This is a genomic window from Peribacillus sp. B65, from assembly GCF_058513295.1.
In genome coordinates, this window is record NZ_CP195840.1 from 1949804 (window position 1) to 1974728 (window position 24925).

29 protein-coding genes and 1 pseudogene are annotated in these 24925 nt (G+C 40.6%); 29 read left to right on the forward strand and 1 reads right to left on the reverse strand.

What is annotated here, in order from left to right:
* The first annotated feature begins 43 nt into the window (after window positions 1-43).
* The 29 genes and pseudogenes from ACSR9O_RS09615 (at window position 44) to ACSR9O_RS09755 (ending at window position 23825) form a co-directional block, all read left to right on the forward strand.
* Window positions 44-241 (forward strand): DUF2768 domain-containing protein, encoded by a 198-nt coding sequence (locus tag ACSR9O_RS09615; RefSeq protein ID WP_101222425.1) that lies wholly within the window; start codon window positions 44-46, stop codon window positions 239-241.
* A gap of 13 nt (window positions 242-254) precedes the next feature.
* Window positions 255-980: a YphF family lipoprotein gene (locus ACSR9O_RS09620; RefSeq protein WP_491724317.1), complete on the forward strand. Its 726-nt coding sequence runs from the start codon at window positions 255-257 to the stop codon at window positions 978-980.
* Window positions 981-1212: 232 nt separating this feature from the next.
* Window positions 1213-2691: a stage IV sporulation protein A gene (spoIVA, locus tag ACSR9O_RS09625; protein WP_101222423.1), complete on the forward strand. Its 1479-nt coding sequence runs from the start codon at window positions 1213-1215 to the stop codon at window positions 2689-2691.
* A gap of 503 nt (window positions 2692-3194) precedes the next feature.
* Window positions 3195-3467, forward strand: coding sequence for an HU family DNA-binding protein (locus ACSR9O_RS09630; RefSeq protein WP_034308023.1), 273 nt, complete (start codon window positions 3195-3197; stop codon window positions 3465-3467).
* Between the two features lie 122 nt (window positions 3468-3589).
* Window positions 3590-3730 (forward strand): hypothetical protein, encoded by a 141-nt coding sequence (locus ACSR9O_RS09635; RefSeq protein ID WP_157830998.1) that lies wholly within the window; start codon window positions 3590-3592, stop codon window positions 3728-3730.
* Window positions 3731-3766: 36 nt separating this feature from the next.
* Complete coding sequence (gene folE, locus ACSR9O_RS09640) at window positions 3767-4333, forward strand: GTP cyclohydrolase I FolE (protein WP_063233209.1); 567 nt, start codon at window positions 3767-3769, stop codon at window positions 4331-4333.
* Between the two features lie 20 nt (window positions 4334-4353).
* Entirely contained in the window at window positions 4354-4602 is a 249-nt protein-coding gene (gene mtrB, locus ACSR9O_RS09645; RefSeq protein WP_076365643.1) for a trp RNA-binding attenuation protein MtrB, read from the forward strand.
* A 246-nt stretch (window positions 4603-4848) separates the two neighbouring features.
* Window positions 4849-5679 (forward strand): heptaprenyl diphosphate synthase component 1, encoded by an 831-nt coding sequence (locus ACSR9O_RS09650; protein WP_101222422.1) that lies wholly within the window; start codon window positions 4849-4851, stop codon window positions 5677-5679.
* 3 nt (window positions 5680-5682) lie between these two features.
* The gene (locus ACSR9O_RS09655) at window positions 5683-6393 is read left to right on the forward strand and encodes a demethylmenaquinone methyltransferase (RefSeq protein WP_101222421.1); all 711 of its coding nucleotides are present in this window, start codon (window positions 5683-5685) and stop codon (window positions 6391-6393) included.
* Window positions 6394-6427: 34 nt separating this feature from the next.
* Window positions 6428-7390: a heptaprenyl diphosphate synthase component II gene (hepT, locus tag ACSR9O_RS09660; protein WP_402938164.1), complete on the forward strand. Its 963-nt coding sequence runs from the start codon at window positions 6428-6430 to the stop codon at window positions 7388-7390.
* Window positions 7391-7486: 96 nt separating this feature from the next.
* Complete coding sequence (gene ndk / locus ACSR9O_RS09665) at window positions 7487-7933, forward strand: nucleoside-diphosphate kinase (RefSeq protein ID WP_034308008.1); 447 nt, start codon at window positions 7487-7489, stop codon at window positions 7931-7933.
* A 188-nt stretch (window positions 7934-8121) separates the two neighbouring features.
* Entirely contained in the window at window positions 8122-8904 is a 783-nt protein-coding gene (locus ACSR9O_RS09670; RefSeq protein ID WP_260358997.1) for a CheR family methyltransferase, read from the forward strand.
* 245 nt (window positions 8905-9149) lie between these two features.
* Window positions 9150-10322 carry a chorismate synthase gene (aroC, locus tag ACSR9O_RS09675; RefSeq protein WP_101222419.1) on the forward strand — a complete coding sequence of 391 codons (1173 nt, stop codon included), beginning with the start codon at window positions 9150-9152 and terminating at the stop codon, window positions 10320-10322.
* Window positions 10323-10325: 3 nt separating this feature from the next.
* Window positions 10326-11405: a 3-dehydroquinate synthase gene (gene aroB, locus ACSR9O_RS09680; protein WP_491724318.1), complete on the forward strand. Its 1080-nt coding sequence runs from the start codon at window positions 10326-10328 to the stop codon at window positions 11403-11405.
* A gap of 25 nt (window positions 11406-11430) precedes the next feature.
* The gene (aroH, locus tag ACSR9O_RS09685) at window positions 11431-11799 is read left to right on the forward strand and encodes a chorismate mutase (RefSeq protein ID WP_101222417.1); all 369 of its coding nucleotides are present in this window, start codon (window positions 11431-11433) and stop codon (window positions 11797-11799) included.
* Window positions 11800-11880: 81 nt separating this feature from the next.
* On the forward strand, window positions 11881-12993 hold the full coding sequence (hisC, locus tag ACSR9O_RS09690) for a histidinol-phosphate transaminase (RefSeq protein WP_101222416.1): 1113 nt from the start codon (window positions 11881-11883) through the stop codon (window positions 12991-12993).
* 47 nt (window positions 12994-13040) lie between these two features.
* A complete protein-coding gene (locus ACSR9O_RS09695; RefSeq protein ID WP_101222415.1) occupies window positions 13041-14144 on the forward strand; it encodes a prephenate dehydrogenase in 1104 nt (367 codons plus the stop codon).
* Window positions 14145-14167: 23 nt separating this feature from the next.
* Window positions 14168-15454 carry a 3-phosphoshikimate 1-carboxyvinyltransferase gene (gene aroA, locus ACSR9O_RS09700; RefSeq protein ID WP_260358995.1) on the forward strand — a complete coding sequence of 429 codons (1287 nt, stop codon included), beginning with the start codon at window positions 14168-14170 and terminating at the stop codon, window positions 15452-15454.
* 368 nt (window positions 15455-15822) lie between these two features.
* Window positions 15823-17094 (forward strand): tetratricopeptide repeat protein, encoded by a 1272-nt coding sequence (locus tag ACSR9O_RS09705; RefSeq protein WP_101222413.1) that lies wholly within the window; start codon window positions 15823-15825, stop codon window positions 17092-17094.
* 41 nt (window positions 17095-17135) lie between these two features.
* The gene (locus tag ACSR9O_RS09710) at window positions 17136-17687 is read left to right on the forward strand and encodes a ReoY family proteolytic degradation factor (protein WP_101222412.1); all 552 of its coding nucleotides are present in this window, start codon (window positions 17136-17138) and stop codon (window positions 17685-17687) included.
* 161 nt (window positions 17688-17848) lie between these two features.
* Entirely contained in the window at window positions 17849-18310 is a 462-nt protein-coding gene (locus ACSR9O_RS09715; RefSeq protein ID WP_101222411.1) for a YpiF family protein, read from the forward strand.
* A 160-nt stretch (window positions 18311-18470) separates the two neighbouring features.
* Complete coding sequence (locus ACSR9O_RS09720) at window positions 18471-18977, forward strand: Rieske (2Fe-2S) protein (RefSeq protein WP_034307977.1); 507 nt, start codon at window positions 18471-18473, stop codon at window positions 18975-18977.
* Between the two features lie 3 nt (window positions 18978-18980).
* On the forward strand, window positions 18981-19655 hold the full coding sequence (qcrB, locus tag ACSR9O_RS09725) for a menaquinol-cytochrome c reductase cytochrome b subunit (RefSeq protein ID WP_034307974.1): 675 nt from the start codon (window positions 18981-18983) through the stop codon (window positions 19653-19655).
* A gap of 56 nt (window positions 19656-19711) precedes the next feature.
* Entirely contained in the window at window positions 19712-20479 is a 768-nt protein-coding gene (locus ACSR9O_RS09730; RefSeq protein ID WP_101222410.1) for a menaquinol-cytochrome c reductase cytochrome b/c subunit, read from the forward strand.
* Window positions 20480-20656: 177 nt separating this feature from the next.
* Window positions 20657-21253 (forward strand): lipoprotein heptaprenylglyceryl N-acetyltransferase LhaT, encoded by a 597-nt coding sequence (lhaT, locus tag ACSR9O_RS09735; protein WP_101222409.1) that lies wholly within the window; start codon window positions 20657-20659, stop codon window positions 21251-21253.
* 118 nt (window positions 21254-21371) lie between these two features.
* Window positions 21372-22157 carry a sporulation protein YpjB gene (gene ypjB / locus ACSR9O_RS09740; RefSeq protein ID WP_101222408.1) on the forward strand — a complete coding sequence of 262 codons (786 nt, stop codon included), beginning with the start codon at window positions 21372-21374 and terminating at the stop codon, window positions 22155-22157.
* Window positions 22158-22242: 85 nt separating this feature from the next.
* Entirely contained in the window at window positions 22243-22917 is a 675-nt protein-coding gene (locus ACSR9O_RS09745; RefSeq protein ID WP_491724319.1) for a zinc metallopeptidase, read from the forward strand.
* A gap of 117 nt (window positions 22918-23034) precedes the next feature.
* Window positions 23035-23187: pseudogene (locus tag ACSR9O_RS09750) on the forward strand (IS1595 family transposase); the annotation flags it as partial.
* Window positions 23188-23330: 143 nt separating this feature from the next.
* Window positions 23331-23825, forward strand: a complete 495-nt coding sequence (locus ACSR9O_RS09755) for a DinB family protein (RefSeq protein ID WP_491724320.1) — start codon at window positions 23331-23333, stop codon at window positions 23823-23825.
* A gap of 199 nt (window positions 23826-24024) precedes the next feature.
* On the opposite strand, the gene ACSR9O_RS09760 is transcribed toward ACSR9O_RS09755, so the two are convergent.
* Entirely contained in the window at window positions 24025-24897 is an 873-nt protein-coding gene (locus ACSR9O_RS09760; RefSeq protein WP_101222405.1) for a YitT family protein, read from the reverse strand.
* Window positions 24898-24925 lie beyond the last annotated feature (28 nt).

Below are 24925 nucleotides of genomic sequence, written 5' to 3' on the forward strand. Positions count from 1 at the left end.
TTGGTATGTTATAATAATTTCTGGAAAAAGGAGTGATGAAGATATGACACCTGCTCTGCAAAAAATGTGGATATCCTTTATAGCAATGGGCTTTATGATTATCTCTATATTTCTAATTTACTTAAGCCGCTATAAATTAAAAGGTTTTTGGAGAGTCTTGACAGCAATTATCGCATACATACTTATGATTCTGGCCGGATTGATCATCCTTATCGTTGTTCTTAGCGGGCCAACCACTTGATAGGTGAGGAGAAATGATGAGAAATTTTTTCAAAATATTATGTTTACTTTGCATCTTTGTATCATTATCTGGCTGCTTATATCCAGAGAAGCAAAAAATGCAAAACCAATTGCCTTATAAAGAGCAAATACAATCCGTCCAAAGTGCAGTGGATCAATTTCAGAAAGATGAAGGTGGCATACTGCCCATCGTTACAAAAGATGCTGATACACCGATTTATCAAAAATATGTCATAAAATTTTCGAAGATTTCACCGAGGTATATGGCTGAACCGCCGGACAATGCATTTGAATCAGGAGGCGTCTTTCAATACATCCTCGTTAATGTTGAAAATGATCCGACCGTAAAGCTGTTGGATGTCAGGATGGCGCAAAAGATTCAGGATGTTTCCTTGAGATTGACTGCCTATCAGCAAAGCAACGGATATCCGCCATTTAAGGAAAGGTTATCCGGTAATGTCTTCACGCTTGATTATGAAAAAATGGGCCTGAAGGAAGCTCCGACGGTCACGAGTCCATTTTCACAAAAAGACTTATATCTCGTAGTTGATGGTCAAGGCAGTATTTTTGTTGATTATACCCCGGATTTAATTGAGGCATTGAAGAAACATGAGGGGGAAATGAAGCCAGGTGAAGATATCCGGGAACTGCTGGTGCAGAGTTCGGAGTTCGTCCCTGCCTATTCATTGCCATATACAATTGATGAAAAAACAAAAAATCCAATATTTCTTACAAAATAGGCATAACCCTTCTTCTACAAAATATATTGTAGGGGAAGGGTTATTTCTTTTATCTTTATTTCATCTTACTTTTAAAATAACAACCCTTATATAAAATTTCTGGTGGAGGAAGGGATTGAACCAGGGAAATAATTGGAATAAATTTTTAGGACAACATCATAGATATATATTGTCCTAAATAAATGCAAATGGATAAACGAAATCCCAAAACTCTAATTCGGGAGGGGATACCTTGGAAAAGGTAGATATTTTTAAAGATATAGCTGAACGGACCGGTGGCGACATATATTTGGGGGTGGTCGGTGCCGTCAGGACGGGGAAATCCACATTTATTAAAAAATTCATGGAGCTAGTCGTCATTCCGAATATTCCGTCAGAGGCGGACCGCGCAAGGGCACAGGATGAATTGCCTCAAAGTGCTGCTGGAAAGACGATCATGACGACGGAACCCAAATTCGTACCGAACCAGGCAGCATCGATTCAAGTGGCTGAAGGTCTCGACGTGAATATCCGCTTAGTCGATTGTGTCGGTTATACAATACCTGGGGCTAAAGGGTATGAAGATGAAAATGGTCCCCGGATGATTCATACGCCTTGGTATGAAGAGCCGATTCCATTCAATGAAGCTGCTGAAATCGGTACTCGCAAAGTAATTCAGGATCATTCCACATTAGGCGTGGTCGTTACGACGGATGGGTCGATAGGAGAAATCCCGCGAAGTGATTATTTAGAGGCAGAGGAACGGGTTGTCGAAGAATTGAAGGAGGTTGGCAAGCCATTTATCATGATTGTCAATTCCGTTCAGCCTCACCACCCGAATACGATAGCCCTGAAGGAATCCCTGCAGGAAAAGTATGATATCCCTGTATTGGCGATGAGTGTCGAAGGTATGCGGGAATCGGACGTTTACAGCGTACTCCGCGAGGCCCTGTACGAATTTCCAGTTCTCGAGGTCAATGTTAATCTTCCGAGCTGGGTAATGGTTTTGCGCGAGGATCATTGGTTGAGGGAAAGTTACCAGGAAGCGGTTAAAGAGACCGTCAAGGACATTAAACGACTGAGGGATGTAGATCGTGTTGTCGGTCATTTCAATGAATTCGAGTTCATTGACCGTGCAGCGCTTGCAGGCATTGAGATGGGGCAGGGTGTTGCAGAGATCGACCTATACGCCCCTGATGAACTCTATGATGATATTCTGAAGGAAATTGTCGGTGTGGAGATTCGGGGCAAGGATCATCTATTATCTTTAATGCAGGATTTTGCGTATGCCAAAGCAGAGTATGACCAGGTGGCCGATGCATTGAGAATGGTCAAACAAACAGGATATGGTGTCGCAGCCCCTTCCCTCAACGATATGAGTCTTGATGAACCGGAAATCATCCGTCAGGGAGCCAGATTCGGTGTCAGGCTAAAAGCCGTAGCTCCTTCCATCCATATGATCAAGGTTGATGTCGAATCCGAATTCTCGCCAATCATCGGTACTGAAAAGCAAAGTGAAGAATTAGTCCGGTATCTGATGCAGGATTTCGAAGACAATCCACTTTCCATTTGGAACTCAGATATTTTTGGCAGAAGCCTAAGTTCCTATGTAAGGGAAGGCATACAGGTGAAATTAGCGATGATGCCTGACAATGCCCGCTACAAATTGAAAGAAACACTGGAGAGGATTATCAATGAGGGCAGTGGGGGATTGATTGCCATCATCTTATAAAAATGTTTAAAAGCTGGACCAACTCCATTTATGGATTGGTCTTTTTGCATGCGAAATACTCAGGATCACAAGAAAAATATCATTTATGAGCGCTAAAATTTGAAATAATCTGCTGTTTTTTAGTATAATCTTGAAAAAACCCTGTGGTTAAGCGATTTTCAGCAATATAATAAGTTTAATTTCTATAAAAAAGGGAAATGATGAATAGCGAAAGACAAAATTTATAATATATACAATTATTAATGAAAAGATTCCCATTATTTTTTGAATTCCCTTGCTAAGCTAATAGGGTTTGTGATAATCTACATACAGAAAACGCGTTATAACAGCGATTTCAACGTATTTATAAACTTTTCGTATGAATTATTTGGAAATCAATTCGGCTTGGTAATCCTTGATTGCCAGGGAATGAAAATTTTGGACCGAAGCTAATATCAAATCACTATTATAGTGTTGTAATAATGATTTTTTATAAAGATTCCTTTTGGGAGGAGGTGAATGGCATGAACAAAACAGAATTAATTAATGAAGTTGTTACAGCAACTGAAATTTCTAAGAAAGACGCTACAAAAGCTGTTGATGCTGTTTTTGATACAATCTTAGAAGCTCTAAAAAACGGTGATAAAGTCCAATTGATTGGTTTTGGTAACTTTGAAGTTCGTGAACGTGCGGCTCGTAAAGGCCGTAACCCACAAACTGGTGACGAAATCGAAATTGCAGCTAGCAAAGTGCCAGCTTTCAAACCCGGTAAAGCGCTGAAAGATGCAGTGAAGTAATTCTACCATTACATACGGGTGCTTAACCGAAAAGGGCCGCGTGAAAACGCGGCCCTTTTTTTGCTTCTTAAATTCCATCTGTGATAATATAAAAGACAGTGAATATTTTAGGAACGCTGTAGATGGTTAATCCGTCACAAGGAAATGACCATCCAAAAACCGCTTCCGGCGAAACTGCCGTTCAAGGGCTCAATGTAGGGGTCTTCTTTAATAATTGCAATTATGGATATCCGGGTGCAACGCGCTTTGGATTTTTTATCTGAATACATAATATTATTGATTTTTTAGGAGGTACAAAAATGGCTAATGTTGATCATGCCAAATTGGAAGAAGCGGTTAAAATGCTTCTTGAGGCTGTAGGGGAAGACCCAACGAGGGAAGGACTGCTGGATACTCCTGGCCGTGTAGCCAGAATGTATGAAGAAATTTTTTCTGGACTTAATCAGGATCCAAAGGAATATTTCGATACTGTTTTTGGAGAGGACCATGAAGAACTCGTACTTGTAAAGGATATTCCGTTTTACTCAGTATGTGAACATCATTTAGTCCCTTTTTACGGGAAAGCCCATGTAGCATATATTCCGAAAAACGGAAAAGTGACTGGCTTAAGTAAATTGGCACGGGCGGTTGAGGCTGTATCGAAGCGTCCGCAGCTTCAAGAGCGCATCACTTCCACAGTTGCTGACTCGATAATGGAAAAGCTCGAGCCTCATGGTGTAATGGTTGTAGTAGAGGCTGAACATATGTGCATGACCATGCGAGGTGTAAAAAAACCTGGATCTAAAACAGTGACCTCAGCTGTAAGGGGAACTTTTGCGAAGGATCATCGTACTAGAGCTGAAGTGCTGGCATTCATTAAAGACTAAGGACATGGGGGCAGGAAAAAATGAATGAAAAAAAGATCTTGAATGATTTTGTCGTAATCAAAGCCATTGAGGATAGTGTGAACGTCATCGGGTTGACAAGGGGAACGGACACCAAGTTTCATCACTCCGAAAAACTTGACTCAGGAGAGGTGATGATCGCACAATTCACGGAACATACCTCGGCAATTAAAATCAGGGGCCATGCAAAAGTCTATACTCCATTCGGCGAGATAGAAAGTGATTCCAAAAAGAATTCACCTGACAAATGATATTCTCAATACTTGGTTAATTAGTAAATCAATCATCTGATATCACGTTTAACAAGCTGTAAATTTCCCGCATCCATTTTTTTGAAGAGCAAAAGTCGATAATTTCCTTACCTTTGGAAGTTTCATTTTATAAACGTTGACCATTTCATCTGATTGTTTTTATGGTATAATAATGTGTATTTTACACAGACAGAAACCAATATGTATGAAAAAAATTATCTTTCGGGGATGCAAGGGTGATCTCAATTGTTAAACATAACGGACGACATAAGGCAATTAAAGCGATTAATAGAAACGAAAGCTCAACATCCATATTTATTGAAGTATATACAAAAGCCAAGCCTGGACGAAGATAAACTGATATTGCTTTGGGGATTGTTTAACGATTTGGACGTTTTAAGCGAAAAACGCAATCAATACATCATTTCAACCATGTTAGTGCAAATAGCTCTGGATACCCATGAAATCGTCTCGAATTCAGGAGAAGGAACCGAGTTGCCCGAGGTATTGAAAAATCGTCAATTACAAGTGCTTGCCGGTGATTACTATAGTGGCTTATATTATCAAGTGCTTGCCAGTGTAGGTAATGTTGATATGATCCGTATACTTTCGAGCGCAATAAAAAAAATAAATGACAATAAAATCATTCTTTACCAACAAGGGTCCATTAATGATGTCCCAACGCTTTTAATGACGATCAAAGCGATCGAGGCTTCCCTGATTCATAAACTCGCGGATTACTATAATGAGCCTGCCTGGATAGAAGTAGCGGAAGATCTGCTGCTTTTAAAACGGTTGCATGCCGAGAAGAGCAGTTATATGGAGTCGGGGCAATCGATAGTTTTTGATGTCCTAAGGGAAATGCCTCTCGATGACTCGATTGGCGGGGAAGTTACCATTTCGGAAAAAGAAGAACAGGTACGCACCCAATTCGACAAGTGCCTGAGGGATGCCAGGCAATCCGTACAGTGCTCGATGCGGAAGCTGGCAAAGTTGGATGATGAACTTCTTGAAAGAGTGAAGGCCATCTTGGAACAAACAGAGAGTATAGCAAATTCATATGTGAAAGAAGGGTGAATCATGGAGCAGTCTAAAGAGCAAAAAGTTCATCATGTCTTTGAAAAGATCTACGGAAATTATGACAAGATGAATTCCCTCATCAGCTTTAAACAGCATCTTAAATGGCGGAAGGCTACAATGGCCATCATGAATGTCCCAAAAGGCGCCCATGCACTGGATGTATGCTGTGGAACAGCGGACTGGACCATTGCCCTTGCTAATGAAGTAGGACCAGAAGGAAAGGTTGTTGGTCTGGATTTTAGTAAGAACATGCTGAAAATCGGCGAACAAAAGGTAAATGAACTCAATCTAGAGCAAGTGTCCCTAATGCATGGGAATGCAATGGAGCTTCCTTTTGAGGATAATAGCTTTGACTATGTCACGATCGGTTTCGGGCTGCGGAATGTCCCCGATTACATGAAAGTGCTTAAAGAGTTAAACAGGGTAGCCAAGCCGGGTGGAATGATCGTTTGCCTGGATACTTCACAGCCTACGATGCTTGGCTTTAAACAGGGCTATTATTTTTATTTCCGTTTCATCATGCCCATGTTCGGTAAATTATTCGCAAAAAGCTATAGTGAATACTCATGGCTGCAAGAATCGGCTCGGGATTTCCCTGGCATGAAAAAGCTTGAAAACATGTTCAAGCAGGCGGGAATGGAAAAAGTCAGTTATAAGGCCCATTTCGGTGGGGTAGCAGCAACACATTTCGGGTACAAGCCTTCAAAATAAGCATAATAGCAATGGACAAAGCTGGGTGGAATGTATGAAATTTAAAATGATGTATTCATTTTTGAATGCAGATTTGCAATTAATAGAAAAAGAACTGGAAGCCGCAATCGAAGCGGATTCCACGGTTTTAAGGGAAGCTTCCCTGCATTTGCTGCAATCCGGTGGAAAACGGATCCGTCCGGTATTCGTCCTATTGGGTGCGAAGTTTGGCAACTATGATATTCATGTCGTAAAGCATGTCGCAGCGACTTTGGAACTAATTCATACAGCTTCCCTTGTGCATGATGATGTTGTGGATGATGCGGATTTACGCAGGGGATCTGCTACCATTAAATCAAAATGGGATAATCGTGTCGCCATGTACACAGGCGACTTCATTTTTGCTCGTGCACTGGAAATGATGGCGGTTATCGAGTCTCCGCTAGCGCATCAAATTCTCGCTGATACTATGGTTGAACTATGTCTTGGGGAGATTGAACAAATAAAAGATAAATACAATTTCGAACAGAATTGGCGGATATACTTTAGAAGGATCAAACGGAAAACAGCACTGCTCATTGCATCCAGCTGCCAGTTGGGAGCCATTTCAGCGGGTGTTGAAGAGAGAATTCACCAAAAGCTATTTAAATTCGGATATTATGTCGGTATGTCTTATCAAATCACCGATGATATATTGGATTTTACTGCTTCGGAAGAAGAACTTGGGAAACCTGCCGGCAGTGATTTGATTCAAGGTAATATCACTTTACCCGTATTGATTGCTATGGAAGATCCAAAGTTAAAAAAGCTTATCGAAACAGTTCGGGAAGATACGCCAAAAGACGAAATGTCCCATATAATTCATGCGATAAAAACTTCCGGTGCCATTGAACAGGCAGCGAGGATCAGTGATATGTATTTAGAAAAGGCTTTTACCGAGTTGAAAGGTCTTCCTGCCATTAAAGCTAGAAAAACTTTATCGGATATCGCGAAAAATATCGGAAAAAGAAAGTTTTGATAATGGGAGTTGCGAAACTCATCAAACAATGGTAATATTCTAAAAGTATTGCCTTATATAGGCAAATAACAATGATACATATTAGGAGTGACATTCATGGAAAGAACATTTTTAATGGTAAAGCCTGACGGCGTTCAACGCAATTTAATCGGTGAAATCGTTTCCCGTTTTGAAAAGAAAGGCTTCCTTCTTGCAGGAGCAAAATTAATGGTCATTTCTCAAGAATTGGCTGAGCAACATTATGGCGAGCACAAAGAACGTCCTTTCTTTGGCGAACTAGTGGACTTCATTACTTCAGGTCCTGTCTTCGCAATGGTTTGGGAAGGTGAAAACGTAATCGCTACTGCACGTCAAATGATGGGTGCCACTAACCCTAAAGATGCAGCAGCAGCAACAATTCGTGGCGATTTTGCCGTAACTGTCGGCAAAAACATCATTCACGGATCTGATTCAGCTGAAAGCGCTGTACGCGAAATCGGTTTATTCTTCAAAGAAGAAGAACTTGTTGAGTACTCTAAACTTGTTAACGAGTGGGTTTATTAATTAATACGATTTCTTTAAAAAAGCGGGTTCCATCGTCATTATGCGATGGAACCCGCTTTTTTAATTGCTTTTTTAGTTTCAAGCAGCAACGTAAGGGATTATTTTAGTTTAAAGAAAATATGGCACTCTCCGATATATATATATAGGTAAGAATCACTAAAATAATTATGTGCAGGGGAGTCGTGGGAATGCCTCAAGAATATGAAGAGTTTATTCGTAATATCAAAATGCTGACAGGCATTGATTTGGCATTATATAAGGAAGGACAAATGAAAAGGCGACTAACATCTCTATATGAAAAAAGAGGATATCATTCATTTCGTGAATACTACAAAGACATGCAAACCAATCCCGGTGTTTTAAATGAGTTTTTGGATAGAATGACAATCAACGTTTCCGAATTTTATAGAAATGCGAAAAGATGGGAAGTGTTGGAGCGGAAAATCCTGCCTAGGTTATTAGAAAGCAAAAAAAAGTTGAAAATTTGGAGTGCTGCCTGCTCAACTGGTGAGGAACCATATACGATTGCCATGATATTATCCAATCTGGTCCCACTTAGCCAAATAGAGATATTGGCAACGGATCTGGATGAAAATGTATTGGCGCGAGCGAAATTGGGGCTGTATCCCGAACGTTCCTTAAATGAAGTGCCAGAGGAAATAAAAAGGAAATGCTTTGAAAAAAAAGCGGATTATTATCGTGTCGATGATGAAATCAAGAGAAGGGTGACCTTTAAAAAACAAAACCTTCTTGCTGACCGATTCGACGAAGGCTTCGATTTAATCGTTTGCCGCAATGTTTTAATTTATTTCACTGAAGAAGCCAAGAATTTATTATATGAAAAATTCAGTGTATCGCTAAAAAGCGGCGGTGTATTTTTTGTAGGAAGTACAGAGCAAATATTCACCCCAGGAAACTATCAATTTGAAACGATCGATACATTTTTTTATAAGAAAAAGGAAATACTTTAGAAAAAAGGGACTGATTCTGCACGTGCGCATTCAGTCCCTTTTCGTTTGCCGTGTAATAGCAATTCCAGTAGAACTCTAATTTGAAAGAATAAACTATATCGAAAATGTTTAAGTACTTGTAAAATAGAAAGAAAAGTGATTAAATTCAAACAATATGGTTTTTACGTTTTACATATACCCACATTTCATAAAATTGTGGTATATTGATACATATACACTTTAAAGTGCTAAAAGGGGGCTGGAAGATGAGATATTTAACAGCGGGAGAATCACATGGTCCGCAACTGACTACTATCATTGAAGGATTACCGGCAGGAATGCCGATTTCGAAAGAGGATATCAATCAAGAATTAGGACGCCGGCAAAAAGGGCATGGACGTGGAAGAAGGATGCAGATCGAGAAAGATCAGGCTTTTATTTCTTCGGGAATCAGACATGGCTACACACTCGGTTCACCGGTTGCTTTGGTGGTTGAGAATGATGACTGGAAGCATTGGACAAAGATTATGGGAAGCGAAGGGCTTTCAGAAGAGGAAGCTGAAGAAATTAAACGTAAAATCACCCGGCCACGTCCTGGTCATGCCGACTTGAACGGCGGGATTAAATATGGGCACCGCGATTTGAGAAATGTTCTGGAACGCTCTTCAGCCCGTGAAACGACAGTAAGGGTGGCAGCAGGAGCTGTCGCTAAAAAACTATTGTCTTTATTGGGGATAGAAGTGGCATCTCATGTCTTGGAAATTGGCGGAGTGAAGGCAGAACCGCCAAAATACGAAAATATTCAGCAATTGCAACAAGTAACAGAAGAATCTTCTGTTAGATGTTTTGACAAGAACGTAGAACAGCAGATGAAGGATGCAATTGATGAAGCGAAACAAAAAGGAGACTCCATCGGCGGCATCGTTGAAGTGATTGTAGAAGGAATGCCGGTAGGTGTAGGAAGTTATGTGCATTATGACCGTAAGCTTGATGCAAAACTAGCCGCAGCGATAATGAGCATCAATGCATTTAAAGGGGTGGAAATAGGTCTTGGATTTGAAGCTGCCCATCTATTTGGCAGTGATGTCCATGATGAAATAGCATGGGACGAAGAACAGGGCTATTACCGGAAAACCAATCGCCTTGGCGGTTTTGAAGGCGGTATGACAACTGGAATGCCAATAGTTGTACGCGGTGTGATGAAGCCGATCCCCACTTTATATAAACCTTTGAAAAGCGTTGATATTGATACGAAGGAAGTGTTTGAAGCAAGTGTCGAACGTTCCGATAGTTGTGCGGTTCCTGCAGCAGCGGTGGTTGCTGAGGCGGTAGTAGCATGGGAACTGGCGGCTGCCATCGTTGATCAATTCCCTTCAGATCGTTATGAGCAATTAGCGGAATACATAAGATCATATCGGGAAGAAGTAAAGGGGTTTTAAATCATGGAATCCATCCAAATAAAAACGGCTTCCAAGCAATATCCGGTTTTAATTGGCAAGAAGGCAATAAATGAATTGCCCGAATTAATATCACATGAATTAAATCATCTAAACAAGATTCTGATCATAACTGATGAGAAAGTGGCGGCACTTCATTTGCAGACCGTGAAAAACGCCCTGATCAAGACGGGGAAACCTGTTCTGCATCATGTAGTGCCAGAAGGGGAGCATGCTAAAACCTTCGATGTGTTTTATGAATGCCAAAGCTTCTGCTTAACTCAACAGATTAATCGCAAGTCATTGATAATCGCCCTTGGCGGTGGTGCAGTAGGTGATTTGGCTGGATTTGTTGCGGCTACATTTATGAGAGGGATTCCATTTATACAGGTTCCGACGACTTTACTCGCCCACGATAGTGCAGTGGGCGGCAAGGTTGCCATCAATCACCCGCTAGGGAAAAATATGATTGGGGCCTTTCATCAGCCTGAAGCGGTCATTTATGATCTTGAATTTTTAAAAACTCTGCCCCTTAAAGAATTAAGGTCAGGTTTTGCAGAAGTCATTAAACATTCATTGATAGCCGATAATGAATTTTATCTATGGTTAAAGTCGAATATTGTTGATTTGAATGATATAACGGATGAGCAATTTCTGACAATGATTACAAAAGGGATTGGAATCAAAGCTAAAATTGTCGAAGAGGATGAGAAGGAAAACGGCATTCGTGCCTTTTTGAATTTTGGTCATACGCTCGGTCATGCAGTGGAAGGTTCAATGGGATACGGAAACTTTACGCATGGGGAATCCATTTTAATCGGGATGGTATATGCTCTTAGATTAAGCAAAAAGAAAGTGGATCTCGATTTTAAACTGGATGAGTTTATTAGCTGGGTATCTTCTTTAGGCTATCAAATAACGATTCCGACCAGGCTTGAACATGCAATGCTGCTTGAATTAATGAAAACAGACAAAAAATCGGTCAATGATTCAGCTACTTTTGTCCTGCTAAACGAAGTGGGGTCACCGCTATTAATGGATATAGCCGACACTGAGCTGATAGAGGAAATGGCCGATATGATATAGAGTTCAGGAGAAGGGGGGACTATGTATGATAAGAGGAATAAGGGGTGCCACTACTGTAGAAAGAGACACGGAAATGGAAGTGATTTCCGCTGCCGAAAAGTTGATGGCAGAGATCATTCAGGTCAACGAGATTGATCCCGAAATGGTAGCTTCTGTGTTTTTTTCTGCTACGGAAGAGATTCGTTCTGTCTTCCCTGCCAAAGCCTTGAGGAAATTCGAAGGCTGGACTTATGTACCGGTTACATGCATGAAGGAAATACCGGTCAGCAATTCCTTGCCATTTTGCATTCGGGTCATGATCCATGTAAATACGACGAAATCTCAAAAAGAGATACAGCATGTATACCAGGCAGGGGCTACGGTATTACGGCCAGATTTGACAAAGCAGATATAAGATGATTTTAAATCTATGAATATGATATACTATTCTCACACTTTCTTACTTTAAAGTGATAAAAATATAGAGGTGATTGACATGAAATGGAATGAAGCGGTCCTTTCCTTGAAGTCTTATCAACCGGGAAAATCCACTGATGAAGTGAAAAAATTATACGGATTGGAAAAAATCACGAAATTAGCTTCAAATGAAAATCCTTTCGGCTGTTCGGAGAAGGTACAGGAGTCCGTTAGGAATTCAACCCATTCGTTTGCCATCTATCCAGATGGGTATGCAACGATGCTAAGGGAAGCTGTTGCAAAACATACAGGTGTGAAAGAAACTCAGCTTATTTTTGGAAATGGATCTGATGAGAACATTCAAATCATCTCCAGAAGCCTTTTGGGAGCTGGAAAGAATACGGTCATGGCAACAGGCACTTTTTCACAGTACCGCCATAATGCCACGCTTGAAGGTGCGGAAATCAGGGAAGTTCCTCATATTGATGGTGCTCATGATCTAGAAGGAATGCTTAAAGTTATAGATGAAAAAACAGCTGTTGTCTGGCTTTGTACACCAAATAATCCAACAGGTAAATACATTTCGGAACAGGACTTATTATCTTTCATTGAAAGAGTGCCGGAAGATGTACTTATCGTTTTGGATGAAGCTTACTGTGAATATGCAACGGCTGAGGATTACCCGAGAACGAATCAATGGATTAATAAATATAAAAATTTGATCATACTCCGGACATTCTCAAAAATCTATGGACTTGCCAGTTTTAGGGTAGGGTACGGATTGGCGGATGAGGATATCATCCAGAAACTGGATCCATCCCGGGAACCATTCAATGTCAACACATTCGCACAGAATATTGCTATCGTCGCTTTGGAAGATCAAGCCTTCATTGAAAAATGCAAGGAAGAAAATCAAAAAGGGCTCAAGCAGTACTATGAATTTTGCAATAAGGTAAATTTAGCTTATTACCCGTCACAAGGTAATTTCATCTTTATCCATTTTAAACAGGATGCCGATGTGGTGTTTCAATATTTGCTTGAGCGCGGATACATTGCAAGGTCGGGGAAATCTTTCGGTTTTCCTAACAGCCTAAGGGTCACGGTTGGTTCGACGGAAGAAAATGAAGGAATGATTAACGCTATTAAAACTTTTTTGAATGAAGTTGAGGCACCTTCTGATTCGCTGCTTTAACGTTTCATCAAACCTAGAGGAGCACAATAGATGCGGGGGAGAGAAGAGTGAAAGGTAAGGTTTTTGTAATAGGTCTAGGTCTAATTGGCGGATCATTGGCCATGGCTGTACGCCATGCACATCCTGAAGCCGTGATTGTTGGTACGGACCTAAGTGAAAAGAATATTCAACTATCGATGCTATTGGGGATCATTGATGATTCTGTATCATCATTGGAAGCGGGAGCATGTGATGCTGATTTGATTCTACTTGCTGTGCCTGTCAATGAAACCGTGAAGATTTTAGCTCAATTGGCTGAAATGGATTTAAAAAGTGATGTCCTTATATCGGATGCAGGAAGTACGAAGGATACAGTCGTTAAGGCAGCAAAACCATTGATAGATAAAGGGGTGGCCTTCATCGGGGGGCACCCTATGGCTGGTTCCCATAAAAGCGGTGCTGCGGCAGCCAAATTGCATTTATTCGAACATGCATTTTATTTGCTTACTCCTGGAGATTCCATCGAAGAAGAAAAAGTCGAGCAGCTGAAAGGGTGGCTGCAAGGAACAAGAGCGAACTTTCTGGTTGTGAGTCCTGCCATGCATGATAAGCTGACTGGGGTCATTAGTCATTTCCCGCATATTGTCGCATCAGGGCTCGTTAAGCAGGCAGAAAATTACAGTAAGGAAAATAAGTTGATTTCAAGGCTTGCAGCAGGTGGATTTAGGGATATTACAAGAATTGCTTCAAGCAGTCCGGAAATGTGGCGTGACATTTTGTTACATAACCGGGATGTGTTACTTGAATTAATGAATGATTGGCTGAATGAAATGGAGCATATAAAAGGCCTGGTCGCGAATGAAGATAGTGAAGAAATCCTTCGATTCTTTACCGATGCCAAGATCTTCAGGGATGATTTGCCAACACATGCGAAAGGCGCCATACCAGCGTTTTATGATTTATATATCGATATACCGGATTATGCCGGAATAATTTCTGAGATTACCGGATATTTGGCACAAGAAGGTATCAGCATTACAAACATAAGGATCATTGAAACCAGGGAAGAGATATACGGTGTGCTGGTCATCAGCTTCCAAACGGATGTTGACCGCATAAAAGCTGCAGAGTGTATTTCAAGACATACAGATTATGAAACGATCCTGGCATAACATTTATAGGGAAGGATGGTTTTATGAATACAAAAAAATTACAAACGAACATCCAATCATTACGTGGTTCGATTGCCATACCTGGAGATAAGTCGATCTCCCATCGTTCGATAATGTTCGGAGCCCTTGCCGAGGGGGAAACGACAGTCACTAATTTTCTTCCAGGAGCCGATTGTTTAAGTACGATTTCCTGTTTTAAGCAGCTTGGAGTTCATATTGAACAAGATGGCCAGCACGTCAAAATTGAAGGCAAAGGTTTTAATGGATTAAAGGAACCGGAATCAGTACTGGATGTCGGAAACTCTGGTACCACGATCAGGTTAATGATGGGCATTTTGGCAGGACAGGAATTTTCGGCCGTTTTGGCAGGTGACGAATCGATAGCTAAACGTCCAATGACCCGGGTAGTCAACCCTCTTCGTCAAATGGGAGCGGTCATTGACGGTCGCAAAGGAGCCGAATACACCCCCCTCTTCATTAGAGGAGGCAAGTTACAAGGGTTTCGCTATGAATTGCCTGTGGCAAGTGCGCAGGTGAAATCAGCGATAATCTTGGCCGGTTTACAGGCAGAAGGTGAAACGATCATTATCGAACCGGAAGAGACCCGGGATCATACAGAACGAATGATTCAAGAGTTTGGCGGAAAAATCGAAAAAGACGGTCAAACGATTAAAGTAAGCGGAAACCAAGTCTTCAAGGGGACTACCATCCATGTCCCGGGTGATATTTCTTCAGCGGCTTTCTTCATGGTGGCTGCAGCGATTACGGAAAATAGTGAAGTGGTTTTAAAGAATGTCGGCCTTAATTCGACAAGGACTGGAATCATCGAAGTCATGAAATCGATGGGGGCGGATATTACGATTGAGAAGAAGACGAGTAAGGGTGAACCTGCAGGAGACATCACTGTCAGAAGCTCCCGGCTAAAGGGAACGACCATCAGCGGTGATTTAATTCCCCGTCTCATCGATGAAATACCGGTAATTGCACTCCTGGCAACACAGGCTGAAGGGATAACGACAATCAAGGATGCAGCAGAACTTAAAGTAAAAGAGACGAATCGAATTGATACTGTTGCAAATGAGCTTTCCGTCCTGGGCGCAGATATAACCCCGACAGCAGACGGATTGATCATCAAAGGGCGTAAAGCCTTGAATGGTGGTAAGGTTACAAGCCATGGGGACCACCGTATCGGGATGATGCTTGCTGTAGCGGCATTGATAACGGATGGGGAAGTGGAACTTGCCGACCCTGATGCCATAGATGTATCATATCCACAATTTTTTGGGCATTTGACGCAATTGATAAAGTGAATATAAAAAAAGTTTACATACCTTATTTGGTCTGTAAACTTTTTTTAAATGCCGGAAAGTGTTGAAAGCGCTAACATTTGGGCTTTTTCTATCTGTATTGATCATGAAAATAATGAAAATGGTGTTCATGATCAAAAAGGAGATTTACCATAGCGTGGAGAATTAACTAGTAACCTTTTTTTAATGAGAATGGGAGGGGACTTCATCGATGGAATACAGGGCTACAGTATGGTAAACTAATGAATACTGTTTACTATGCATCTCGCGATTATATGGTATTTTGTTCTTAATGGCAGAGTATGTTACATTATGGCGTGAGTGTGTATGACTAGGGACCAAGTCTATCATGCAAAAGGAAGGATTCAACAATGAACACAGTGGAACAAGTTATACAGCATTTAAAAAAAGGGGAATTAACAGAAGCTCTTAAACATATAAATCGAATTAAATCATCAGAGTCAGCAGAGGACATATTGTTGCTGGCCGAAGAAATGCTCCAGCTTGGTTTTGCGGAGGAGGCAAAGGATCTTTTTGAACATCTGCTGCAACTCTATCCCAATGAAGGAGAATTAATTGTTTCGTTGGCAGAAATCCTGATTGACATGGACCAGGAAGATGAAGCGATGCTGATGCTTGAAAAAGTAAGTGCAGATGATGAAGTATATCCAAGTGCTTTGCTTTTGGAAGCGGACCTCTATCAATTACAGGGGATGGACGAGGTCAGCGAAAGGAAATTACTGCAGGCCAAGGAAATGCTTCCAGATGAGATCATCATTGATTTTGCACTAGCTGAACTGTTCTTTCATCAAGGAAGGGATCAGGAAGCCATTGCAAATTACATAAAGGTTTTGGAACAGGAACAAGAAATCGCTGGTGTTAATGTCAATCAGAGGCTTGCTGAAGCATTAAGCAGTTCGGGGAAGTTCGAGGAGGCCCTTCCGCATTTTGAAAAGGCCTTAAAGGATGGACTTGAAATCAATACCCTATTTGAATATGCATTTACAGCATTTCAGGCAGGTCTTTATGACACAGCCGTACGAAAGTTCATTGAACTGAAAGAATTAGATCATGAATACCATTCTTTATATTTGTACCTGGCAAAGAGTTATGAACATCTTGAAGATTTGGAAAATGCCTTGAAAACAGTCAAAGAAGGAATCAAGGCTGATGAATTCAATAAGGAACTTTTCTTCTTCGGTGGAAAGATTGCCTTGAAAAGCGGGCTTGATGAAGAGGCGGAAAATCTATTTAAAGAAGCACTAGCCATTGATCCGGGATACCTGGAAGCTGCACTCACCCTCTTGAAATTGTATATGCACCACGAAAGGTATGAAGATGTATTGGAGTGTATTGGTGAAGTAAGGCGATATGGAGAGGATGATCCGCAGTTTGAGTGGATAGCTGCTGTATCATATCAGCATACTGAACAATTTAAAGAGTCATTAACCAGCTATCATAAAGCATATAATTCATTCAAGAACAATCAAGATTTCCTTGAAGATTATGGTTTCTTTTTAATTGAAGAAGGAGACAGAGCCACATCTAGAGAAGTATTTAATAAGCTCCTTGAGATGAACCCGGCGAATGATGAGTATGCGATGATTTTGGAGCGGCTAGGTGAAAGCAAAGATGAAATGTAGATAAGTGAAACGAAACTAAATCTAGACAGAGGAGGGAATTCATGGTGGCTGCCCCTGTTTCTGTGAATGAGAAGAAGGATTTTATTCGGTGGTTTTTAAATCATTATCAACTGAAACGAAGAGAATGTGTGTGGATATTGAATTACTTAATGAGTCATGATCAACTAATGAAAAAGGTTCATTTTGTAGAAAACGCACAATATTGCCCACGTGGATTGATTATGTCGACACATTGTGTGGATGAGGTCCCTTTCAGGTTCTATAAGTCCAATATCATGACGACCGATGCAGAGAAATCTTTTCATGATATCCGTTTAAATCGAGATGAAGACATTTATATTCAGCTTAATTTTAAATCGTCTTATTCTTCCTATCAATATGCAGCGGTACTCGAGAACAATCCCTTCATGCCGAAATCAACGGCATCGAATGAAAAAGACCAGCTGCTTGCTGAACAATTTTTGGAAAGAAGCATGTTGTATTTTCAAAGGGACCGTCTGCTTAAGGAAATCGATGAAGCCCTTGATAAGCATGATGAACAAGCATTTAAGAACTTAACCGAACAATTGAATCAATTAAAAGTACTTGGATGAAATAAATTGACCTTTCCGTAATCAGGAAAGGTTTTTATTTTTTATAAAACATTGATAAAATCCACATTTTTGTAAAGACTATGGGTATATGGTAAAGATGTTATAAAAATAATGGTAAAATGATAAGGAGTTGATTTAAAAATCGGGAGTGAAGAAAAAACATGAAGTGGACAGCAAAAGATCTTGACATGTATATGCAGTCAAAAGAGTATGTGGATACCGTTTTAATTCCTTTGGTTCCCCTTTCTTTTCGAGGGCAAATGAAGCAAACGGGCTCAATGAATGAATTTCTTACCATTTTAAGCTTGGAAATTGAAAAGCAGATGAAAGGAAGGATTCTTCTATTGCCAACATTTCACTACTTAAGTGGTGAATTGGATAAGGTTGAGCGGTTAAAGCGTTGGGCCAATGAAGTGAAAGAAAATAATTTCGAGCATGTTTTTTTTCTTACATCGGATTTCGAGTGGAAAAAGGAAGAGCGGGAATTAGAAAATAATTTAGTATGGATTCCTGCCATCCCCTTGGAAGGGCTTGAAATTGAACAAGCAAGGGAAATGATTAACCAGCAAGTTCTCCAAATCCTTGATATTTTCTCTTATAATTGGAAAAATGAAAAAAAGTAGGATTTTTCGCATTATTTGACACATAGTTGCCACCTTTTGGGTTTTACAAATATTGACCTTGGTAAATTATTGAGATATCATGGAAATGTCCTAGTTTTATAGTGTCGCTATTTATTGGTCCTTTGGGCTCTCAGTATAGTAATAGAGGGGGGGAAAACGCATGAGCAAGCATAATGTTTCACGACGTCAATTCCTTAATTACACACTTACTGGCGTTGGTGGATTTATGGCGGCCGGTATGTTGATGCCTATGGTTAGGTTTGCAATTGATCCTGTATTATCAGCAGATAAAGGCGGGGATTACGTTGCAACTAAACAGAAGGTAGGTGAACTGACTACCGAACCAACCCGTGTCGACTTTAGTTTTAAACAGGTCGATGGGTGGTATGAGTCTGAAGAAACAAATACAGCTTGGGTTTACAAAACGGATGACGGTAAGATCGTTGCTTTATCTCCAATCTGTAAGCATTTAGGCTGTACGGTAGGCTGGAATACGGATAAGACTAATCCGAATCAATTTTTCTGTCCTTGCCATTATGGCAGGTATACGAAAGATGGGATGAATGTCAAAGGGACACCGCCGGTTTCACCATTGGATGTCTTTGACACGAAAGAAAAAGATGGAATACTTTATTTGGGTCAACTAAAACCGCACGGGGAGGCGTAAACATTGCTAACAAAGTTATATGACTGGGTGGACGAGCGTTTAGATATTACGCCGTTATGGCGGGATATTGCTGACCATGAGGTTCCTGAACATGTTAACCCCGCACATCATTTTTCTGCATTCGTATATTGTTTTGGTGGGTTAACTTTCTTTATTACGGTCATCCAAATCTTGTCAGGCATGTTCTTGACGATGTACTATGTCCCGGACATTAAAAACGCTTGGGAATCTGTTTATTATTTACAAAATGAAGTTGCCTTCGGTCAAATTGTCCGTGGTATGCATCACTGGGGAGCAAGTCTAGTTATCGTTATGATGTTTTTACATACTCTTCGTGTCTTCTTCCAGGGAGCTTACAAAAAACCGCGTGAATTGAACTGGATGGTCGGCGTATTGATTTTCTTCATTATGCTGGCGCTAGGCTTGACTGGTTATTTATTGCCATGGGATATGAAAGCGCTATTCGCAACGAAAGTTACTTTGACAATTGTCGAATCGGTACCCTTAATGGGACCGGCACTCAAGACTTTGATAGCAGGAGATCCAACAATCGTTGGTGCACAGACATTGACACGATTCTTTGCGATTCATGTATTCTTCCTGCCAGCAGCATTATTTGCTTTACTAGCGGCTCATTTCCTGATGATCCGAAAACAAGGTATTTCAGGTCCGCTATAAAAGAATGGTGAACCAAAAACCAAAAAAACCTTTTCATAAAGGAGGGGAATTGTTCAATGCATCGTGGGAAAGGTATGAAATTCGTAGGTGACTCGCGTATCTCCGCGGACCGTAAACCGAATATTCCGAAAGATTATTCAGAATATCCTGGGAAAACTGAAGCATTTTGGCCTAATTTCCTTTTAAAAGAATGGATGGTAGGAGCCGTATTTCTTGTAGGTTATCTTTGCCTGACAATTGCACATCCTTCACCATTGGAAAGGATAGCAGATCCTACAGATACAGGGTATATTCCGCTGCCGGACTGGTATTTCCTATTCCTTTACCAATTACTTAAGTATACCTATGCTTCAGGTCCTTATAACGCAATCGGGTCCATGGTAATACCTGGTTTGGCTTTCGGGGCATTGCTCTTGGCACCTTTTCTAGATCGTGGTCCAGAGCGGAGCCCGGCGAAACGTCCTTTTGCTGTAGGCTTCATGCTATTGGCAATGGCCGGCGTTTTCTATTTAACATGGGAGTCCGCAGCCCATCACGATTGGGAAGCCTCCAAGAAGCAAGGAGCAATCGTGGAAGGTGCAGATATTGATAAAGAGAGCGATGGGTATAAATTGATGGATTCTAATGGCTGTATTAGCTGTCATGGAGCAGAATTAACTGGTGGAGCAGGAGCGCCAAGCTTAATTGACACTGGCTTGAGCCCAGAAGAAATCTCTAAAATCGCAGTCAAAGGCCAGGGCGCTATGCCAGCTGGCATGTTCAAAGGTACAGATGAAGAATTGGCAACATTAGCTGAATTTGTATCTGGTTTATCGGCAAAATAATATATCCATCCACAGCATTTTCTTTCATATGCTGCAAATGAAGCTGACGACTACGGTTGTCGGCTTTTTTATTGGTAAATTGAAGTGTAAATGAGAAGAAATTGAAATGAATGCTTGGTTTTCTGGTTGATGGCCTGTAAAATGAGAATACATGAGAATGTTAGTGAGGGTAAAAGAATGAATGTTATCTACAGTTGGCTTGCAAATCGGCAAATGCTCGTTTTGTTATTAATAATAAATATATTCGGAACTGCCTATGGATATTATTGGTATGGCAGTCAATTGGAAAACACTCCTGCGATTTTTTTGGCATTTGTACCGGACAGTCCGACAGCTAGCCTGTTTTTTGTTTTTGTTTTATTGGGGTTCCTGTTAAGAAGGAATTTTGGACTTATTGAAGCGTTGGCGATAATGACACTATTCAAATATGGCATATGGGCAGTTGCAATGAATTTGATGACCCTCGTGACAACAGGTTCATTGCCTTGGGAAGGTTATATGTTAATGGCTTCTCATTTGGGGATGGCGATTCAAGGGGTATTATATGCACCGTTTTATCGAATAAAACCCTGGCATTTGATAGTTGCAGGGATTTGGACCATACATAATGACATAATCGACTATGTTTTTGAAATGATGCCAATATACCGTGATTTATTGGTGTATATGGACTCGATAGGTTATTTCACTTTTTGGCTCAGCATACTTTCCATTTTTGTCGGCTGGTTCTTTGGATATAGGAAAAAGCGGTTCACCCTGTCCTTCATCTCTTAAAAATCAACACTAAATACAGCTTTGTAAAAGTATGGTTAACTTTTTTATGTTGAACGAGGTCTACTCATGTTTTTTCTTTCATATCGTTTTAGTAGAGATATGAGGAGGGACGAGTAGCATGTTGAAAAAATTCATATTAACCATTGCTGTTTTATTTGTCGTCTTACATTTCCCTGTCTATGCAGAATCCTCTTCAAGTTTGGAGCAATTAGATGACATTTCCGATAGAGCCTTGGAAATGACCAAGTTGAAGCGATATGGAGATTCGGAAAAGATGCTGACGTTTTTTTCTGACCGGTTTTTAAAAGATACAGCGAAAGAGCAGATCCTTGACATGGACGAACTTCGAATTATCACTGTAGCTCATAATGAGGCGTTGATGACAATAAAGGATATGAACAAGGGAGATTCCGAAAAGGTTAATTCTGTTACAAAGTTCCGGCTTGTTGTTGATGCGGTCAAGTCCACTCATCAGCCACTTTGGACAGAGATGGAGGATCAAATGATGAATTCTTTCCAGCAGACAAAGAATGCCGCCATCAAACAAGACACAATTACATTCAATAGCCAATTGAACTTATTCCTATCACAATATGAAATGATATATCCAAGCTTGAAAGTCGACCTTTCAAAAGAAACGATGCAGCAACTGGACACGAGGATTCAATACATCAACCAATACCGCCCGGAGGTTATCAGTGATGGCGATAATCAAGAGGAACTGGATGCGTTGCAAAACGAACTAACCTCCATTTTTGATGATATGGGTGAGGATGATGCAGATCCTTCCCTTTGGTGGGTCATCATTTCGACAGGCTCAATTATTATCATGACGCTTTCTTATGTAGGCTGGAGAAAATATAAAGGTGATAGGGAAAAACCAAGGAAAGAGCATAATGATTAAAAAGACACGGGTAGAGAACACTATATTTGACAGGGTTGCCTTCAATCCATAGAATTAAGGGTAATAAGAGTTATAGGAGGATTCCATGTATTTCATTTATTTGGCGATTATTATTTTAATCCCGATTTATGCACAAATGAAAGTGAAAAGCACGTATAAAAAATATTCAAAGGTATCGGCCTCCTCCGGAATGAATGGTGCTGAGACGGCTCGTGCCATTTTGGATCAAAATGGATTGTTCAATGTCAGGGTCGAAGAGACACCTGGAATGCTTTCGGACCATTATGACCCAAGGGATAAAACGGTGCGTTTATCAACGGATAACTATCACGGCCATTCAGTTGCCGGCGTAGCTGTTGCAGCCCATGAAGTGGGACATGCGATTCAAGATAAAGAAGCATATGCATTCTTGCGTTTCCGCCATGCATTAGTACCGGTAGCTAATTTTGGCTCTAACATATCTTGGATATTGATTTTAATCGGGATGCTAGCTTCACTTCCTGGTTTGCTTTTGGCGGGTATCGTATTTATGTCAGCTGCTGTATTGTTCCAAGTGATAACACTTCCGGTTGAATTCAATGCTTCTTCTAGGGCTATGGATCAACTCGTTTCCGCTGGGGTCATCCGGAATGATGAAGAACGGGAAACGAAAAAAGTATTAAGTGCTGCTGCGATGACTTATGTTGCTGCCGCTCTTGTAGCTGTACTGGAATTAGTTCGTCTTCTGCTTATGTATACAGGAATGAGGGAAGAAGATTAATTTGAAAAAAGGACTCCATCTTGGGATGGGGTCCTTTTCATTTGGCTTTGTTAAAGAATAATGTTGTTATTTGATTTGATCGAATGGTCGTTAAGTAATGATGATGTAGCGACTTAATATCTAGACCATTTTTTGAGCTGGTTCCAATTCTTAGACACCTTCAAACATATAAAAGATAACTTTACGAAAACCAAAATGGTTTTAGACAGTTGTTCTTTCTCACTTAACACAACTTATGATAAACTAATATTATCAGAATTTTCCAAATAACGGAACATTCATTGTTCCGTTAAAGGGCCAGTTTAATTGAACAAGGAATTGGCATGACACCGTGAGCTATCTACAACACGCCGCAAATGAATTTTGACCAAAGGGATTATCTATTAAAGGGGTTAAATTGGAGGGAATAGAAAATGGATGTAAAGACACTTTTGCTACAACAATGGGCAAGCTGCTTAGATGAAGAAGACTGGTTTCCACCACTTGAAAAAGTGCTAGAGGATATTACTTTTGAACAGGCAATTTGGAAACCAGCTGATGTGGCAATGAATTCCATTTGGGAATTAGTTTGTCATTTACTTTTCTATGAAAAGAGATTTCTGATGCGATTTCTTGGTGAAACAGCGAATGAACCACAGGCAGAAAATAATGAATCTACATTTCGATTACCAACTGAGACGTTAGAAAATTGGAAGGAAACAAAACAAGAATACTTTCATGTTCATCGTGAACTTGGAAAAATACTAGCAAAATCAGAACATGAAGATTTGTATAGACAGATCCCAGGAGAAGATAATTCATTAGTGCTTGAACTGAAGAGTTTAGCAATGCACGACGCATATCATATTGGGCAAATTGTATTCCTTAGTAAAATGCAAGGAGCTTGGCCAGGGAAACGCAGCTTTTAAAAAAACCTTCATTAGCTTTACGGTTATTCCATTATAGGGGGCTTTAATGGAATAAGAATGGAACGTCCAAATCGGACGTTCCCATTCTTATTCCTGAAAAACAACAACAATACTACTTAACAAAGCCTTTCATTTTAAAGAGTTTTTGCTGCACATTGCTAATAAAATGCAGTTAGACAGGGCAACATTAATCAATGGATTACCTTTCAATGGGGTTCTTGTTCTCATCAAGGGTAAAGCCCTCACCCAATACATCATGAACTTCACTTACTGATACAAATGCATGAGGGTCCACCGATGTTATGGCATTTTTTAAGCGGACTAACTCATTTTTCCCGACAACACAATAGAGTACTTCCCGGTCATTGCGTGTAAAGGATCCATATCCCCTTAATACAGTTACGCCCCGCTCCATATCATTCATGATTTTTTCTGCAATTTCCATGTTTTTATCACTAATGATCATTGCACCTCTAGCAGCATAGGCTCCTTCTTGCATAAAGTCGATTACTCTGGCACCTATAAATACGGCAACGAGGGTATACATCGCTTCACGGTAATCCAGGTAGGTAAGGATGGACAGGCTAATGACGACTGCATCAAAGATGAACATCGTACGTCCCATGCCCATTCCTAAGTAACGGTGGGCAAAACGGGCAATGATATCCACTCCGCCTGTTGTCCCGCCGTAACGAAAGATGATGCCCAGCCCGACACCAACAGAGACCCCGGCGAACAATGCGACCAGCATCAAATCGTTTCCGAGGTCGATTTCGATTTCGTATCTCTCGAAAACCCATAGCCAAACGGAGAGGCCAACCGTTCCGATAATCGTATAAAAGAAAGAAGTGCGTCCTAAATATTTCCACCCTATTAAAAATAAGGGAATATTCAAAATCAAATTAGAATAAGAAGGATTTATCCCGATAAGTTGATATATAATCAATGTGAGACCGGTGAATCCGCCTTCGGCCAAGTTGTTCTGCATGTTAAAATGCACAAGGCCAAAGGCGAAGATTCCAGCCCCAAAAAGGATGAAGATGATATTTTTCAATTTTAAGCCCAAAAGCATGTCCTATACCTCCAAAGGTTTACATTTC